We start from the raw sequence: 16247 nt of genomic DNA on the forward strand, positions 1-16247 counted from the left end.
CTTGCGGCACTACCTTCGTCCTCGCCTTGCGTCTGCGCGGAGATGACCCTTGCCCGCTTGCCACTGTCTCGATAGCACCGTGCACCGCCACATGCGACCCTGCGGCCGCGCGACGCGCCCCTGCCGGGTCCGGGGGCCGGTGGCATGAGCCGGCTCGGACCTCTCTGCGCCGCCCTTGTGGCCCTCCTGCTGGTGGCCTGCGCCGATGTCGGCCCGGTCTTTCCGACACCGAACTACTTCGACCCCTGGGTGTCGGCGGAGGATACGCTCGACCCACGTTCCGACCGAGCGCCACTCATCACCTACCGGACCGCAACCTTTCGCCTCTTCCCCGGCGAGAGCCGCTCCGCCTTGCGCACCGACAAGGATTTCGGCCTCGGTCAGACCTATCTCATCGGGTTCGACCTCCGCGTCGACCGCCGGCAACTCACTAACCGGCCCGTGACGCTATCGCGCGTTCTGCGCACGACCGGCACAGAGGCTGCGGACGGCAGCCCTGCAACCCAGATCATCTCGGTCGAACTTGATGCCCGCCGAGGCGCGACGGTGCTGGGGCGCAGTTGCATCCCGCCCGCACAATTGGGTCGCTGGCACAGCATCGAGATTCGGATCGCGATGGCTGACAATGACACGGGCTACATCGAGGTATTCTGCGACCGCCGCCCGATCTGGGCCCAGGAAAATTTCCGCACCACTCTGCCTCCGATCTGCCGCCTGCGTGAAGGCTGCACCCGCGGCGTGCCGCGACCGGTGAAATTCGAATGGCAACTGGGCCTGATGGCGGACGGTCGGCTCGCGCGTGGGCTCGAAGTCCAGATGCGGCGCATTTTCTATCACCGGCTCTTTGTGATTCCGAACCGGGTCCACACCCTTTGACGCGGCGCAAGCCGGCCACGGGACAGGCGCAGGATCGCTTGATCGCTCCACCAGGCCTCAAAACCGACACGACCTTGTCGCCCTGCCACAAGCGCCACACCGCGATCATGCCATCCTGCCGCCCATGCGCCTCCTGATTTCCTTCGCCGCCCTCTTTCTCTCTGTCATCCTGCTGCAGCTTTCGACCGGCGGTGTCGGCCCGCTCGACGCACTCTCGGGGCTGGCGCTGGATTTCTCCAGGGAACAGATCGGTCTCTTGGGCTCGGCCCATTTCCTCGGGTTCTTCATCGGCTGCTGGTGGGCGCCGCGGCTGATGGGCTCGGTCGGCCATTCCCGCGCCTTCGCCGCCTTCACCGCCTCCGGCGCCATCGGTCTGCTGGCGCATTACCTGGTGATCGACCCCTACGCCTGGGCGCTGTTCCGCGTTGCGTCGGGCCTCTGCGTTGCGGGGTGCTACACCGTCGTCGAGGCCTGGCTGCAGGCCAAGGTCACGAACGAAACCCGCGGCCGCGCGATGGGCGTCTACCGGGTGGTCGACATGACCGGATCGCTCGCCGCGCAGATGGTGATTTCGGTGTTGGAGCCCGCCTCCTATGTCTCCTACAACCTGCTGGCGCTGATCTGCTGCGCAGCGCTCCTGCCGCTGACACTCACCCGCACAACCCAGCCCGACACCCCCGACGCGCCGCGCCTGCGGCCGATGCTCGCCGTCAGCCGCTCGCCACTCGCCGCCGCGGGCGTGGTCGTGGCCGCGCTCTCGTCGGCATCGTTCCGCATGATCGGCCCGGTCTACGGCCAGGAAGTCGGCCTCATGACCTCCCAGATCGCCTGGTTCCTCGCCGCCTTCGTGCTCGGCGGCGCGCTGGCGCAATACCCGGTCGGCTGGCTCGCCGACCGGTTCGACCGTCGCTGGGTGCTGATCTGGATGTCGCTTGCCGCGGTGATCAGCTGCGCGTCGACCGCACTGCTGACCGGGCTGTCGACCACCGGCATCATGCTCAATGCCGGATTCTTCGGGCTGACGACCTTCCCGATCTATTCCATCGCCGCCGCCCACGCCCACGACTTCGCCGACAGCCACGAGCGGGTCGAACTCTCGGCCGCGCTGATGTTCTGGTTCGCGGTCGGCGCCATCGCCGCGCCGCTGCTGGCCTCGCGCCTGATGGACGCCTACGGCCCGTCCGCGCTGTTCGTGATGATCGCCGTGGGCCACCTCATCCTGGTGATCTTCGGCCTCACCCGGATGCGTGTCCGCGCCGCGCCCGCGCGACGCACCCCATATGTCTGGGCGCCCCGGACCTCCTTTGTTGTCGGTCGCCTGTTCGGCAAATCCCGCGACCGCAGCGAGCGCTAGCACTCCTGCCCGCGATGGTCTAAACGGGGCGCGCAAGGCAAGGAAAACACGACCATGGCACGCCACCTTATCACCTCGGCCATTCCCTACATCAACGGCATCAAGCACCTCGGCAACCTTGTCGGTTCGCAGCTGCCGGCCGATCTCTTTGCCCGCTACCAGCGCGCCCGCGGCCACGAGGTCCTGTTCCTCTGCGCCACCGACGAACACGGCACCCCGGCTGAACTCGCCGCCGCCAAGGCGGGCCAGGATGTGGCCGACTATTGCGCCGAAATGCACCTGGTGCAGGCCCAGATCGCCGAGGGTTTCCGCCTCTCCTTCGACCATTTCGGCCGCTCGTCCAGCCCACAGAACCACAAGCTGACCCAGCATTTCGCCGCCAAACTCGACGAGGCCGGCCTGATCGGCGAGGTGGTCGAGAAACAGATGTATTCGCCGACCGACGGTCGTTTCCTGCCCGACCGCTATATCGAGGGCACCTGCCCCAATTGCGGTTACGACTCGGCCCGTGGCGATCAATGCGACAACTGCACCAAGCAGCTCGACCCGGTCGACCTGATCAACCCGCATTCCACCGTCTCCGGTGCCACCGACCTCGAACTGCGCGAGACCAAGCATCTTTACCTGCTGCAATCCAAGATGAAGGACCAATTGGAAGAGTGGATCGACACCCGTGAAGGCTGGCCGGTTCTGACCACCTCGATTGCCAAGAAATGGCTCAATGACGGCGACGGGCTGCAGGACCGCGGCATCACCCGTGACCTCGACTGGGGCATCCCCGTCAAGCGCGGCGACCAGGACTGGCCCGGCATGGAAGGCAAGGTCTTCTATGTCTGGTTCGACGCCCCGATCGAGTACATCGCCTGCGCGATGGAATGGGTCGACGCGAACAAGGGCGACAACTGGGAACGCTGGTGGCGCACCGACAAGGGCGCCGACGACGTGACCTACACCCAGTTCATGGGCAAGGACAACGTGCCCTTCCACACGCTTTCCTTCCCCGCCACCATCCTCGGCTCGGGAGAGCCGTGGAAGCTGGTCGACTACATCAAGAGCTTCAACTACCTCAACTACGATGGCGGCCAGTTCTCGACCTCGCGCGGCCGCGGCGTCTTCATGGATCAAGCCTTGGAGATCCTGCCCGCCGACTATTGGCGCTGGTGGCTCCTGTCCCACGTCCCCGAGACCTCGGATTCCGAGTTCACCTGGGAAAGCTTCCAGACCGGCGTCAACAAAGACCTCGCCGACGTGCTTGGCAATTTCGTCTCGCGCGTCACCAAGTTCTGCCGCTCGAAATTCGGCGAAGAGGTCCCCGCGGGCGGCGCCCATGGCGACCGCGAACAGGCCCTGACCGACGAGCTCACCACCCGCATCCGCAGCTACGAGGCCAACATGGAGGCGATGGAAGTGCGCAAATCGGCCCACGAGCTGCGCGCCATCTGGTCCGCCGGCAACGAATACCTGCAGGACGCCGCCCCCTGGGCCACCTTCAAGGAGGACCCGGACCAGGCCGCCGCCCAGATCCGGCTGGCGTTGAACCTCATCCGCCTCTACGCGGTGCTGTCGGCCCCGTTCGTCCCCGACACCGCGGCGACGCTTTTCTCGGCGATGAACACGCTCGACACCGCTTGGCCGGATGACGTGCCCACCGCCCTGAACGCCCTGCCCGCCGGCCACGCCTTCTCGGTGCCGGACAATCTTTTCGCCAAAATCACCGACGAGCAGCGCGAAGACTGGCAGACCCGCTTCGCCGGCACCCGCGATTGAGCCGACGGCGGGCGCCGTCCGTCGTGTGTGTCGCTGATGGTGTTCGCGCCGCCTCCGGCGTTGCCCGGGGATTGGCGGCGGCCTCCGCCGATCTCAGCCCCGCAGGGTGGGTTTTCAACCCACTACCGGACTGACCCGTCCAACCACCAAACGCTCTGTTAACCCCGCCCCTTGCCAAATCCTTGTGCCACCGCGCGCCAGACGGGGTGCCAGCCAGCGTGCCAGCCAGGCTGCCATACGGACGATTTGCGCCGTACGTTGGCATTAACCATCACCGACCTTGACCGGGCGCGGAACATTATTTAACATGTTAACTTGAACGGGGAGAATCGTGGCCATGCCGCATTTCAGCATCGAATACTCGGCGAATCTCGAAGAGATGCTGGATATGGCCGCACTTTGTGATCACATCCGCCGTGCCGCCATCGACACCGGTGTCTTTCCCATGCCCGGTATCCGCGTCCGCGCCTTCAAGGCGGATCATGTCTCCGTCGCCGATGGCGATCCCAAACACGCTTTCCTCGATCTTTCAATCCGCCTGCGTGGCGGGCGTCCAACCGAGGCGAAAACCCGCGCCACCCGGGAAATTTTCGAAGCATTGCAATCCTTTATGGCCCCCGCCCTTGCCAAGCACTCGATCGCGCTCTCGGTCGAAATGCGCGATATAGATCCCGAACTCAGCCCAAAGACGGGCACCATCCGCGACCATCTGAAAGAGACCTGACATGTCCGATCTCGACGCAAACATCGCCAAGGCCGAAGCCTATCTCGCCCGGTACAAAGACACCGGCGTGCTCAATCGCATCGCTGGCGAAGACCGCCCCGCCGCCAGCGGCCAGACCTTCGACAACGCCTCACCGGTGGACGAAGTGTTCCTCTGCAAGGTTGCGCAATCCGGCCCGGAAGACATCGACGCGGCGGCCCGCGCCGCTCACGCTGCCTTCCCCGAATGGCGCGACATGACCGGGGTCAACCGCAAGAAAATCCTGCATAAAATCGCCGATGCCATCGAAGCCCGCGCCGAGGAAATCGCCTTTGCCGAATGCCTCGACACCGGCCAGGCGCTGCGCTTCATGCAAAAGGCCGCCCTGCGCGGCGCCGAAAATTTCCGCTTCTTCGCCGACCGCGCCCCATCCGCCCGCGACGGCCAGACGCTGCCTTCGCCCACGCTGATGAACATCACCACCCGCGTGCCGATCGGACCGGTCGGTGTGATCACACCCTGGAACACGCCCTTCATGCTCAGCACATGGAAGATCGCCCCGGCGCTGGCTGCCGGCTGCACCGTGGTCCACAAACCGGCCGAATTCTCGCCGATAACCGCCCGTATTCTCTGCGAAATCGCCGAAGAGGCTGGGTTGCCTCCGGGGGCGTGGAATCTGGTCAACGGCTTCGGTGAAGACGCCGGCCGCGCGCTGACCGAACATCCGATGATCAAGGCCATCGCCTTTGTTGGCGAGAGCAAAACCGGCTCGATGATCATGAAACAGGGCGCCGATACCCTCAAACGCGTGCACTTCGAACTGGGCGGTAAGAATCCGGTCATTGTTTTCGACGATGCTGACCTCGACCGCGCCCTCGATGCCGCGATCTTCATGATTTATTCGCTCAACGGTGAGCGTTGCACATCGTCGTCCCGCCTGCTCTTGCAGTCAAACATCGCGGATGACTTCATCGAAAAACTCACCGCGCGGGTCAATAACATCCGCGTCGGCCATCCGCTCGACCCTGAAACCGAAATTGGCCCGCTGATTCACAAGACCCATTACGACAAGGTGACCAGTTATTTCGAGATCGCGAAACTGGACGGCGCCACCATCGCCTGCGGTGGTGAACGCGTTGGCGAAAAAGGCTTTTTCGTCCGCCCCACCCTGTTCACCGGCGCCTCGCAGCAAATGCGTATCGCCACAGAGGAAATCTTTGGTCCCGTCCTCACCGCACTAACTTTCGACACAGAAGAGGAAGCGCTCGAAATTGCTAATGCCGTCGAATACGGCCTGACCGGGTATGTCTGGACCAACGACCTGACCCGCGCTTTGCGCTTCACCGACAAGCTGGAAGCGGGCATGATCTGGGTGAACTCAGAAAACGTCCGCCACCTGCCGACCCCGTTCGGCGGCGTCAAAGCCAGCGGCATCGGCCGCGACGGCGGCGACTGGTCGTTCGAATTCTACATGGAGCAGAAACACATCGGCCTGGCCCTGGGCCAGCACAAGATCCCGCAACTGGGATTGTGAAACCAATCGGGAGGAACCCATGGGAGAGATTGTTCTCGCCGCCAAGATGACCCACGTACCCACCATGCTGATGTCCGAGCAGGAAGGCCCGATCAAGGGCAAACGCCAACCCGCGATCGACGGGCATGCAGAAATTGCTCGCCGTGCCAAGGCGTTAGGGGCCGACACGGTGGTGATCTGCGACACCCATTGGGTGGTGAATGCGGGCTTTCACATCAATGCCAACAGCCGGTTCGAAGGGCTGTTCACCTCGAACGAGTTCCCTCAATTCATCCAGGATCTGCCCTATACCTATACCGGCAATCCCGCCCTCGGCGACGCCATCGCCAAGGCGGCCACCGACAGGGGCGTCCACACGCTCAGCCATCACCTCGACAGTCTCGAGCTGGAATACGGCACGCTGGTGCCGATGCGTTTCATGAGCCGCGAACACGAGATGAAGGTGGTTTCCGTCGCCGCCTGGTGCACGGTGCACGATCACGCCGAAAGCCGCGTCGTGGGCGAGGCGATCCGCGCCGCGGTCGAGGCGTCCGACAACAAGGTTCTGCTGGTCGCCAGCGGCAGTCTTTCCCACAAGATCTGGCCCAACAAGGACTATGCCGCCAACAACGGCACCTTCACCATCTCGAGCGAATTCAACCGCCAGGTCGACCTGCACGTGCTCGACATGTGGAAGCGCGGCGATCACGCTATCTTTCTGAAAATGCTGGGGGAATACGCGCAGTTCTGCTGCGGCGAAGGCTCGATGCACGACACCGCCATGCTCTACGGCGCGCTCGGCTGGGACGCCTATGACCAGCCCTGCGAGGTGGTGACCGAGTATTTCCCGTCCTCCGGCACCGGCCAGACCAACGTGATCTTCCCCGTGTAGGGTGGGCCTTCACCCCACCTTTCCCCGTCAACGGAGCCGCCAATGCCGATCCCCGCCCCCAACCTGTATCCGGAATTCAACATCGTCCGCCTCTCCCACGTCGAGCTGGTGGTGACCGACCTCGCCAAATCCCGCGCCTTCTATGTCGACACGCTGGGCCTTCAGGTCACGGATGAGGACAGCGAGAGCATCTACCTCCGTGCGATGGAGGAAAGGGGGCACCATTGCCTCGTCCTGCGCCAAGGGTCAGAGCCCTGCGCCCGCGAACTGGGTTTCAAACTCTTCGATGAGGAAAGTATTGAAAAGGCAGAACATTTCTTCAAGGCTAAGGGGCTGCCCGTTGAGTGGGTCGACCGCCCCTACCAATCGCGCACCTTCCGCACCCGCGACCCGCACGGCATCCCGCTGGAATTCTACGTGAAAATGGATCGACTGCCTCCGATCCACCAGCAGTACGCGCTTTACAAGGGCGTCAAACCGCTGCGGATCGACCATTTCAACGTGTTTTCTCCCAATGTCGACGAAAGCGTGGCCTTCTACAACCAGCTCGGCTTCCGCGTCACCGAATATACCGAGGATGAGGCCTCGGGCCGGCTCTGGGCGGCCTGGACCCACCGCAAGGGCGGCGTGCATGACATCGCGTTTACCAACGGCGCCGGCCCGCGGTTGCACCACACCGCCTTCTGGGTACCGACGCCGCTCAACATCATCGACCTGCTCGATCTGATGAGCACCACCGGCTGGGTCTCGAATATCGAGCGCGGCCCGGGCCGCCACGGCATCTCAAACGCCTTCTTCCTCTATATCCGCGACCCCGACGGCCATAGGATCGAGATCTACTGCTCCGACTACCAGACCGTCGATCCCGACCTTGAACCGATCAAGTGGGACCTGAAAGATCCCCAGCGCCAGACCCTCTGGGGTGCGCCGGCACCGCGCTCGTGGTTCGAGGAAGGCAGCCTGTTCGAGGGGCAGAAGCCGGTGAAGGCTCAACTTGATGCCCAGCCGATCATCGCGCCGTGAGCCGTCGGATTTCGAGTATTTTCAGCAAGATGAAGCAGGGACCGTTATGAGATACGCCACCGTCACCGCCGAGGGAGAGCAGCTTTGGGGCATTCTGCGCGACGATGGTTTCGTCGCCCTGTCGCCCGACTACCCGGCGTGGAAAACGCTCAGGAACGTGATCGAGGCCGGCGCGTTGAAAGAGATCGCCCAGGCCGCGCAGGGCCGTGCGATCACCCAGGCGCCGGACTCCTTCTCGTTCGATATCCCCGTCCCCGATCCGGGCAAGATCATCTGCGTCGGGGTCAACTTCCCCGACCGCAACGCCGAGTACAAGGACGGGCAGGACGCCCCGCCCAACCCGTCGCTGTTCATCCGCTTCCCGCAAAGCTTTGTCGGCCATGGCCAGCCGCTGATCCGCCCGCCGGAAACCCCGCAGCTGGACTATGAAGGAGAGATCGCTATCGTCATCGGCAAAGGCGGCCGCCGGATCCCGCAGGCCGCGGCCTACGACCACATCGCCGCCCTGACGCTGTGCAACGAAGGCACTTTGCGCGACTGGGTGCGGCACGCCAAGTTCAACGTCACCCAAGGCAAGAACTGGGACCGCTCCGGCGCCATGGGCCCCGGACTCGTGCCGTTCACCCATCCCGCCCAGCTCGACGATGTGCGCCTCACCACCCATGTCAATGGCGAGCTTCGGCAGGACGATCGCACCTCGCGCATGATCTTCCCGATCCGGCGGCAGATCGAATACATCTCGACCTTCACCACGCTGGTGCCCGGCGACATCATCGTCACCGGCACCCCCACCGGCGCCGGCGCGCGGTTCGACCCGCCGCGTTTCCTCAAACCCGGCGACCAGATCCGCGTCAGGGCCGACGGCATTGGCGAGCTAATGAACACCGTGAAGGATGAAGCATGACGCCCGAAGAGATCGCCGCCGCCGCTGAAAACCTCTATGAGGCCGAACAAACCGGCCAGCAGACCGGCCTCATTTCCGTCGCCCACCCGCAGGTCACGATGGAGGATGCCTATGCCATCCAATCCGCCCTGATCGACCGCAAGCTGGCCGCAGGCCGTACCGTGATCGGCTGGAAGATCGGCCTCACCTCGCGCGCCATGCAGCAGGCCCTGAACATCGACATCCCCGACAGCGGTGTGCTGTTCGACGACATGATGTTCGAAAACGGCGCCACCATTCCTGCCGGTCGCTTCATCCAGCCGCGGATCGAGGCTGAAATCGCCTTCGTCATGAAGGCTCCGCTGAAAGGCAAGGTTGCCCGCGAGGACGTGCTCAAGGCCACCGACTTCGTCGCCCCCGCCATCGAGATTCTCGACACAAGGATCAAGCGCATCTGCCCGTTGACCGGCCAGCCACGCCGCATCTTCGACACCATCGCCGACAACGCCGCCAATGCCGGCATCATCCTTGGCGACGGCAAATTCGACCCCGTCAGCGACAACCTCCGCTGGACCGGCGCCATCGTCTCGGCCAACGGGACAGTCGAGGAGACTGGCCTCGGTGCGGGCGTGCTCAACGACCCCGTCACCGGTATCGTCTGGCTGGCGGAGCGAATGGACCAGTACGGCGCCGCCATCGAACCCGGCCAGGTCATCCTGTCCGGCTCGTTCATCCGCCCGCTCGAATGCCCGCCTGGAACGGAGATCGATGCCGATTTCGGCCCCTGGGGTCACGTCACCTGCCGGTTCGGCTGATCCTGATCCAGCCCTTCATCTTGCTTTACAAATTCCTGGTGGTGTGGGGGCAGCGCCCCCACGCAAGGCAACGACAACGGCCGGAGATCCGGTTCAGTTGACGCCGATCCCGTTGGCCCGCTGCAACTCGCGCACGTAAGCCGCGATCGCCAACGCATCCGCCTGAGTCAGGCCCTCGACCGGGGGCATGTCGCCAAACGGCCAGTGATGCGCCCTCACCCCGTTCCGCACGGCCAGCACGAAGGCGAAGTCGGCATGGTGCGACGGCTCGTAGATCCGATGCACCAGCGGTGGCGCGGCGCCCTTCCTCCCGGCAGCATGCTCGCCGTGGCAGTCCTGGCATTTCGCCTCGAAGGCCCGCTTGCCCATCGTCGCCCGCTCGCTCAGCGCCGCCGGCAGTCTCGGCGTCACGATCGGCTCTCCGTCTGCGACGCCGGCCATGGCCGTACTGGTCATCGCCTTGGACAGCCCCCGCGCCGCCCCCATGTGGTGGCTACCCTCGATGTCCATGTGGCCCGGCCGTATAAGCCAGGTCAAGACGACCAGCGCCAGAACAGCCACCAGCAGAACGGCAATCCATTTCGCCACGCAGAACCCTCCTTTGATCGGAACGTTTGTGCGTCCCTCCCACGCGGGAAGGTCAAGTCACGGTCTAGTCAGACGGTTCAGCCGCGGATGATCTTGGCAAAGGGCTCGAACATCGCCTCGTTGGCGCAGACGACCTCACCATCCCCAAGGATGTCGCCCTCGCGGTTCAGCGGCTCGATCAGCCCCCCCGCCTCCTGAACGATCACGACCCCCGCCGCCAGATCCCAGGGGTTGAGCCGCCGCTCCCAGAACCCGTCATACCGCCCCGCGGCCACGTAGGCCAGGTCCAGCGCCGCCGACCCCCAGCGCCGCACCCCGGCGCAGGTCGGCAGCAGCCGGCCCAGGTCCTTCAGTGTCTCGGGCAGGTCGGCCCGGCCACCGAACGGCAGGCCGGTGGCGAATATGCATTCGATCATCCGCCGGCGGCCGGACACCCGCAGGCGGTTCGAATCGTTCAGCCACGCGCCCTCGCCCTTTTCAGCATAAAACATCTCGTCCTTGGCCGGATCATAGATCACGCCGGCGACGACCTTACCCTTGTGCTCCAGCGCAATCGAAACGGCCCAGTGCGGCAGGCCATGCAGGAAATTGGTGGTGCCGTCGAGCGGATCGACGATCCAGCGCCGGGTCGGATCCTCGCCGTCTTCGCCGCCACCTTCCTCGCCCAGCCAGCCATAGGTGGGGCGCGCGCCGCGCAGCTCGTCCTTTAGGATTTCCTCGGCCCTGAGATCGGCTTTCGAGACAAAATCGCCGGCGCCCTTCATGCTGACCTGCAGGTTCTCGACCTCGCGGAAATCCTTGACCAGGGAGCGCCCTGCCTTGCGCGCGGCTTTCATCATGATATTGAGATTTGCACTGCCCTGCATCGCCGCGGCTCCTTCATGTCAGGCCGCGCGTATAGCCGGAAGCACCGCCCTTGCCAAGACACCCGGGATATCAGGGGGTCGAACGCAAGAAGGCCTGCCTCGAGTCCAACGCAGATATTCAATCCTGCACGCAACCCAGAGCATTTCTGCCACTGAAAGAATGCAATGCTCCCGTCGATGATGACCACAGGCCTCAGAAAATGAAAATGTTGGCGTCGAGATCGGTGACGTTGACGTTCGGGAGCGTGATCGTGGCCAAGACACCTCGAACATCAACCACTTCCCGTGCGTGTGGCTCGATAGCCGCTCCAAGCCCAGAACTGCCCCGGCGCATGGGAACAAGACGACGCCCTGAAAAACGCCGCAATCGCGACCCCGAAACCAAGAAAAAGTGTTATCGTTTTGTTGACCTGATCACCTAGCGAAATGGAAAGAACAGCTCGTGTCCGTCTTCAACAAGAACAAACCGTATTCCCGAACCGTAGCGGCAGTAAGCGCAGGCTTTTTCATGGCGTTTGCATCCACCGCAAAGACACAAGACGTGCTGCATGACGGCAATGTCGAAATTACCGGAAATCTTGCTGTGAGTGGCGAAACCATTCTCATCGACAAGATTTGCATGGGATCGGGCTGTTTGGCACCGGAAACCTACCCACCGACGACCGCCCTGCGCCTGAAATCCACCAACAGCTACGTCGAATTCGTAGATATATCCGAAGCCGGTTTTCCATCCACCGACTGGACGATACTGGTCAATGACAGCGATCCGATAACGTCTGGCGGGGTAAGCCGATTCTCGATCAAGGACGATGACGCCGGGACTGTCCCGTTCACGATTCAGGGTGGTGCACCGGAGAACACGCTTTGGATCGACGATGATGGTGAAATTGGCATCGGAACCATGCTGCCCGCGGCCAAACTTCATATCTCTGATCCGTTCCTTCCGGCGATCCGCCTCGAAGCTTCAAGTTTCAACGATACCTGGGAGATCGAAAATTTTGGCGCGACACTCGGATTTCTTGATGTCACCAACGGCTTGCGACCCTTTCGCGTCTATCCCGGCGCGGGCAACAACATTCTGGTGATTTCCAATGGCGGCAATGGCCCCGGCGTCGTTGGGGTCGGCACGGCAGAACCGCAGGGATGGCTCACCGTCGAAAGCGGCAACGTGACCACCGGCCTGCTTGTCCAGAAGGGCAGTTACGGCAGTGTCGCTGGGCAGGCCTTCACCCATATCCGCACCGACCAGGGCACAGCGCAGCTAATGGTTGAGGAAACCAGTGCCTCGACCTCACCGCGCACGCTGGTAAACCTGCAAAACAATGGTCGCCCGGAGATTGTCATGGGCAATAGCTCCACCGGAGGCGAATGGAGCTTCGGTGCCGGCACCAACTTCATCCTGAAACAAGGCGCGGTAGGCACGGCCTCGTCGGCCAAGACCAAGCTGTTTGAAATACAACCCACGGGTAATGCCGTGCTCGCCGGCAGTCTCACTACCGGCGGGACCACCTGCGGTGGTGGTTGTGATAGGGTCTTCACGGATCAGGTCATAATCGCGGCCGAGGACTACGCCGCGCTGATGTGGGATCAGGGCCATCTGCCCCATGTCGGCCCTACCCTCGAGAACGCGCCACTCAACGTCAGCGAGAAACTGGGGGGCATGCTGAATGCGTTGGAACACGCGCATGTCTTCATCGATCGGCAAGGGAACAAGATCGAGGCCCAGCAGAAACAAATCACTGCGCTGGAAACTCAACTTTCACGTCTGGCGACCGAGATTGCCGAGTTGAAAAAGAGCCAGCGGAGATAGGAGGCAACCGCCAACCAGGAAATTTGGCGCAAGACACCGGTTTTCGGGTCGCTTGCCGGATACTCAAATCGCGAAGTCCAAAAACTGAAATACTGCATTAAAGGTGGTCAAGGTCCCTCTCTGCGGACATCACTCCCGCTGCAAACGCACCGGAATCTCCCGCCCCAGTTTCAGGAAATGCGACATGTAGGGCTTGTCCGCGTCCTCGTCGCGGATCGCCGCGAAAAGCCTCTTGGTCAGCCCCTTTTCGGTGATTGGCCGGGTGACGTAGTCCGAGGAATACTTCACCTCGCGCACCACCCAGTCGGGCAGCACCGCGACACCGCGCCCAGAGGCCACCAGCATCAGGATCACCGCTGTCAACTCCACCTGCCGCACGGCCCGCGGCTCAACCTTGGCTGGGGTCAGCAGCTCGGAAAACACGTCCAGCCGTCCGCGCTCGACCGGGTAGGTGATCAGCGTTTCACCGCGAAAATCCACCGCATCGACAAATTCTTTCTGCGCCAGCGGATGCGAGGACGCGGCCACGAAAACTGGCTCATAGTCGAACAGCGGCTTGAACGACACCCCCGGCAAATCCTCGGGGTCCGAGGAAATCACCACGTCCACATCCTCGCGCCCCAGTGCGGGCAGAGCGTCGAAGGCAAGCCCCGGACGGATATCGACATCGACGTCGCCCCAGGTCTTGCGGAACTGTTCCAGCACCGGGAACAACCATTCGAAACAGGCGTGGCATTCGATGGCGATATGCAGCCGCCCGGCCGACCCCTCGCGCACCCCCTCGAACTCGGCCTCCAGCGCTTCGATCTCGGGCAGCACCTTCTCGGCCGTCCTGAGCAGCCGCTGCCCGGCCGCGCTCAGGCGCAACGGCTTCGACCGCCGCACGAAAAGCTCGACCCCGGCCTGGTCCTCGATCCCTTTGATCTGGTGGCTGAGCGCCGATTGCGTGATGTTCAATTGATCGGCCGCCCGCGCCAGCCCCCCGGCCTGGTGGATCGCCCGGATCGTACGCAGATGACGGAATTCGATATGCATCGGCGGTTCCCTCTTGAACGCCCCTCATGTTGAGGATGAGATTTATGAGTTTGATTCATGAATGACAAGCGGGCAAAACAACCTCAACCCGCAAAGGATGAAAACCGCCATGACGCCGAAAATTTCACTCGAATTCTTCCCGCCGCAGAACCTCGAAGGGTCTTTCCGGCTATGGGACACGATCCACGCGCTGGCGCCGCTGACGCCCCGCTTCGTTTCGGTCACGTATGGCGCCGGCGGCACGACCCGCGACCTGACCCGCGATGCGGTGCGCACGATCAACAAGGCGACCGGCCTCAATACCGCCGCGCACCTGACCTGCGTCGATGCCACCCGCGAAGAAACTCTGGCGATCGCCGAGGACTACGCCGCCGCCGGCATCACCGAAATCGTCGCCCTTCGCGGTGACCCGCCGAAAGGCTCGGGCACGTTCGAGCCGCATCCCAACGGCTTTTCCAATTCGGTCGAGCTGATCGAAGCGCTCAGCGCCGCCGGCAAGTTTACCCTGCGCGTCGGCGCCTATCCGGATATCCACCCCGAGGCCCGCAATGCCGGGGCCGATATCGACTGGCTCAAGGCCAAGCTTGACGCCGGCGCGTCCGAGGCCATCACCCAGTTCTTCTTCGAGGCCGAAACCTTCCTGCGCTTCCGCGACGACTGCGCCAAGGCCGGCATCGACAAGCCGATCATCCCTGGCATCCTGCCGATCGAGAACTGGAAGGGCGCGCGAAATTTTGCCTTCCGTTGCGGCGCCAGCATCCCGGCTTGGCTCGACGACGCTTTCACCACCGCAGCACGCGACGACCGCGAAGACCTGCTCGCCACCGCGCTCTGCACCGAGCTCTGCTCGGACCTGATCGACGAAGGCGTCGATGCGTTGCATTTCTATACCCTGAACCGCCCCGAACTCACCCGCGACGTCTGCCACGCACTTGGCGTCACCCCCCGGGTCGAACTTCAGAACGTCGCGTAACGCGTCCGGCCCCTGTCTGGACGGCATTCCAGTGCGGCCCTAGCATTCTCCCCGAAGAGGGGAGAAGCGCTTTGTCCGATCCGAGAAAATATGCTGAAAGCCTGGAAGATCTCGCCACGCTCGACGACATCCTGTCGATGTCCGGGCTCGAGTTCATGACCGCGATCAAGGAAGGCCGTCTCCCCGGGCCGCCGATCGGCAAGACGATGGGATTCTGGCCCACGCTGGTCGAGGACGGCAAGGTCATCTTTACCGGAACACCCAGCTTTGATGTGATGAACCCAATCGGGACGGTGCATGGCGGCTGGTACGGCACCGTGCTCGACAGCTGCATGGCCTGCGCCATTCAGACCAAAGTACCCAAGGGATCGACCTACACCACGCTCGAATACAAAGTGAACATCATTCGTCCGATCCCGATCGGCACGCGGGTCGAGGCCATCGGCACCGTTCATCATGCCGGCCGCTCGACCGGGATCGCCGATGGCGAGATTCGCGGCGCCGAAGATGGCAAGCTCTACGCCACCGGCTCGACCACCTGCATCATCATGAAAATGGCCTGACGGGCACAACACCCGTCAGGCTCGCCACGTCGATCGAAAACGGGTTACTTTACCTTGGCCCAGCTCTCGCTGTCGCACATCCCAACGGCGCATCCCTTGATGCTCAGCCCTGCGGTCGTGAAGATCACCGTGCCGTTGAAACTCATCCATCTCGGCATGTCGGGGTGTTTCATCTTCTTGCCCTTCCACGACCCGTCCTGCTGCTTCAACATGCCGTTGCACATCTCATAGCCGTCGCTCACACGGGTGCAGTAGAGCCGCCCGCCCTTGTCGACCACGTTGATCTTCTCCTTGCCGGCCCGGACGTAAGTCTCGGCTCCGGCGAGGCCAGCGAAAGCGAAAGTTGCGGCGACGGCGAGCCCGCCGATTGCGAATGATTTCATGATGTCCTCCCTTTACGCGGCCCCTCCCGGACCACGGAAAAACTATCCCGCGCAGTCCTTGTTACCGCAATCACTTCCAGCGGGGCAAATTGGCGCAGCCAGCCGTAGAACAGCTGCTTTGCCCCGCGAAGGTCATTCCCGATCTCTTTCTTGGAAAAAATACTCATGTCCTCGGGCGCAACCGGCACCGATGCTCCCGTTTA

The 16247-nt window shown here is 63.1% G+C and carries 15 protein-coding genes and 1 pseudogene; 12 read left to right on the plus strand and 4 right to left on the minus strand.

The annotated features are described in order from the left end of the window. The first annotated feature begins 144 nt into the window (after window positions 1-144). The 9 genes and pseudogenes from NO357_RS18070 (at window position 145) to hpaH (ending at window position 9826) form a co-directional block, all read left to right on the plus strand. Window positions 145-876, plus strand: a complete 732-nt coding sequence (locus NO357_RS18070) for a polysaccharide lyase family protein (RefSeq protein WP_306737135.1) — start codon at window positions 145-147, stop codon at window positions 874-876. Between the two features lie 124 nt (window positions 877-1000). After that, window positions 1001-2230 (plus strand): MFS transporter, encoded by a 1230-nt coding sequence (locus NO357_RS18075; RefSeq protein WP_306737136.1) that lies wholly within the window; start codon window positions 1001-1003, stop codon window positions 2228-2230. 30 nt (window positions 2231-2260) lie between these two features. Further along, a pseudogene (metG, locus tag NO357_RS18080) lies at window positions 2261-3997 on the plus strand (methionine--tRNA ligase); the annotation flags it as partial. Between the two features lie 337 nt (window positions 3998-4334). Then, entirely contained in the window at window positions 4335-4721 is a 387-nt protein-coding gene (locus NO357_RS18085; RefSeq protein ID WP_306737137.1) for a 5-carboxymethyl-2-hydroxymuconate isomerase, read from the plus strand. A 1-nt stretch (window position 4722) separates the two neighbouring features. Next, entirely contained in the window at window positions 4723-6234 is a 1512-nt protein-coding gene (hpaE, locus tag NO357_RS18090) for a 5-carboxymethyl-2-hydroxymuconate semialdehyde dehydrogenase (RefSeq protein WP_306737138.1), read from the plus strand. A gap of 19 nt (window positions 6235-6253) precedes the next feature. Beyond that, a complete protein-coding gene (gene hpaD, locus NO357_RS18095; RefSeq protein WP_306737139.1) occupies window positions 6254-7105 on the plus strand; it encodes a 3,4-dihydroxyphenylacetate 2,3-dioxygenase in 852 nt (283 codons plus the stop codon). Between the two features lie 42 nt (window positions 7106-7147). After that, a complete protein-coding gene (gene hpaD, locus NO357_RS18100) occupies window positions 7148-8128 on the plus strand; it encodes a 3,4-dihydroxyphenylacetate 2,3-dioxygenase (protein ID WP_306737140.1) in 981 nt (326 codons plus the stop codon). A 46-nt stretch (window positions 8129-8174) separates the two neighbouring features. Further along, window positions 8175-9032 (plus strand): fumarylacetoacetate hydrolase family protein, encoded by an 858-nt coding sequence (locus NO357_RS18105; protein WP_306737141.1) that lies wholly within the window; start codon window positions 8175-8177, stop codon window positions 9030-9032. Beyond that, window positions 9029-9826, plus strand: a complete 798-nt coding sequence (gene hpaH / locus NO357_RS18110) for a 2-oxo-hept-4-ene-1,7-dioate hydratase (protein WP_306737142.1) — start codon at window positions 9029-9031, stop codon at window positions 9824-9826. The genes NO357_RS18105 and hpaH overlap by 4 nt, the downstream gene beginning before the upstream one ends. Before the next feature lie 93 nt (window positions 9827-9919). Here hpaH and NO357_RS18115 read toward each other — a convergent pair whose 3' ends face one another. Together NO357_RS18115 and NO357_RS18120 are read right to left on the minus strand one after the other, a co-directional pair. After that, entirely contained in the window at window positions 9920-10312 is a 393-nt protein-coding gene (locus NO357_RS18115) for a c-type cytochrome (RefSeq protein ID WP_306737257.1), read from the minus strand. Between the two features lie 179 nt (window positions 10313-10491). Beyond that, a complete protein-coding gene (locus NO357_RS18120) occupies window positions 10492-11280 on the minus strand; it encodes an inositol monophosphatase family protein (RefSeq protein WP_306737143.1) in 789 nt (262 codons plus the stop codon). Window positions 11281-11722: 442 nt separating this feature from the next. Between NO357_RS18120 and NO357_RS18125 the strand changes: the two genes are divergently transcribed. Then, window positions 11723-13090: a hypothetical protein gene (locus NO357_RS18125; RefSeq protein WP_306737144.1), complete on the plus strand. Its 1368-nt coding sequence runs from the start codon at window positions 11723-11725 to the stop codon at window positions 13088-13090. Window positions 13091-13219: 129 nt separating this feature from the next. On the opposite strand, the gene NO357_RS18130 is transcribed toward NO357_RS18125, so the two are convergent. After that, the gene (locus NO357_RS18130; RefSeq protein ID WP_306737145.1) at window positions 13220-14125 is read right to left on the minus strand and encodes a LysR family transcriptional regulator; all 906 of its coding nucleotides are present in this window, start codon (window positions 14123-14125) and stop codon (window positions 13220-13222) included. A 109-nt stretch (window positions 14126-14234) separates the two neighbouring features. Between NO357_RS18130 and metF the strand changes: the two genes are divergently transcribed. Together metF and NO357_RS18140 are read left to right on the plus strand one after the other, a co-directional pair. Then, window positions 14235-15098 carry a methylenetetrahydrofolate reductase [NAD(P)H] gene (gene metF / locus NO357_RS18135; protein ID WP_306737146.1) on the plus strand — a complete coding sequence of 288 codons (864 nt, stop codon included), beginning with the start codon at window positions 14235-14237 and terminating at the stop codon, window positions 15096-15098. Window positions 15099-15235: 137 nt separating this feature from the next. Then, window positions 15236-15661, plus strand: a complete 426-nt coding sequence (locus NO357_RS18140; RefSeq protein ID WP_306737258.1) for a PaaI family thioesterase — start codon at window positions 15236-15238, stop codon at window positions 15659-15661. Between the two features lie 44 nt (window positions 15662-15705). On the opposite strand, the gene NO357_RS18145 is transcribed toward NO357_RS18140, so the two are convergent. Further along, entirely contained in the window at window positions 15706-16044 is a 339-nt protein-coding gene (locus tag NO357_RS18145; protein WP_306737147.1) for a hypothetical protein, read from the minus strand. Between the last annotated feature and the right edge of the window lie 203 nt (window positions 16045-16247).

The sequence above is a fragment of the Marimonas arenosa genome, from assembly GCF_030848945.1.
In the GTDB taxonomy this organism is placed as follows: Bacteria; Pseudomonadota; Alphaproteobacteria; order Rhodobacterales; family Rhodobacteraceae; genus Marimonas; species Marimonas arenosa.

Bases quoted from the DNA above. Each gene is read 5' to 3' on its own strand.
- NO357_RS18070 (WP_306737135.1), top strand. From the start codon at position 145: ATGAGCCGGCTCGGACCTCTCTGCGCCGCCCTTGTGGCCCTCCTGCTG.
- NO357_RS18075 (WP_306737136.1), top strand. From the start codon at position 1,001: ATGCGCCTCCTGATTTCCTTCGCCGCCCTCTTTCTCTCTGTCATCCTG.
- NO357_RS18085 (WP_306737137.1), top strand. From the start codon at position 4,335: ATGCCGCATTTCAGCATCGAATACTCGGCGAATCTCGAAGAGATGCTG.
- hpaE (WP_306737138.1), top strand. From the start codon at position 4,723: ATGTCCGATCTCGACGCAAACATCGCCAAGGCCGAAGCCTATCTCGCC.
- hpaD (WP_306737139.1), top strand. From the start codon at position 6,254: ATGGGAGAGATTGTTCTCGCCGCCAAGATGACCCACGTACCCACCATG.
- hpaD (WP_306737140.1), top strand. From the start codon at position 7,148: ATGCCGATCCCCGCCCCCAACCTGTATCCGGAATTCAACATCGTCCGC.
- NO357_RS18105 (WP_306737141.1), top strand. From the start codon at position 8,175: ATGAGATACGCCACCGTCACCGCCGAGGGAGAGCAGCTTTGGGGCATT.
- hpaH (WP_306737142.1), top strand. From the start codon at position 9,029: ATGACGCCCGAAGAGATCGCCGCCGCCGCTGAAAACCTCTATGAGGCC.
- NO357_RS18115 (WP_306737257.1), bottom strand. From the start codon at position 10,312: ATGGGGGCGGCGCGGGGGCTGTCCAAGGCGATGACCAGTACGGCCATG.
- NO357_RS18120 (WP_306737143.1), bottom strand. From the start codon at position 11,280: ATGCAGGGCAGTGCAAATCTCAATATCATGATGAAAGCCGCGCGCAAG.
- NO357_RS18130 (WP_306737145.1), bottom strand. From the start codon at position 14,125: ATGCATATCGAATTCCGTCATCTGCGTACGATCCGGGCGATCCACCAG.
- metF (WP_306737146.1), top strand. From the start codon at position 14,235: ATGACGCCGAAAATTTCACTCGAATTCTTCCCGCCGCAGAACCTCGAA.
- NO357_RS18140 (WP_306737258.1), top strand. From the start codon at position 15,236: ATGTCCGGGCTCGAGTTCATGACCGCGATCAAGGAAGGCCGTCTCCCC.
- NO357_RS18145 (WP_306737147.1), bottom strand. From the start codon at position 16,044: ATGAAATCATTCGCAATCGGCGGGCTCGCCGTCGCCGCAACTTTCGCT.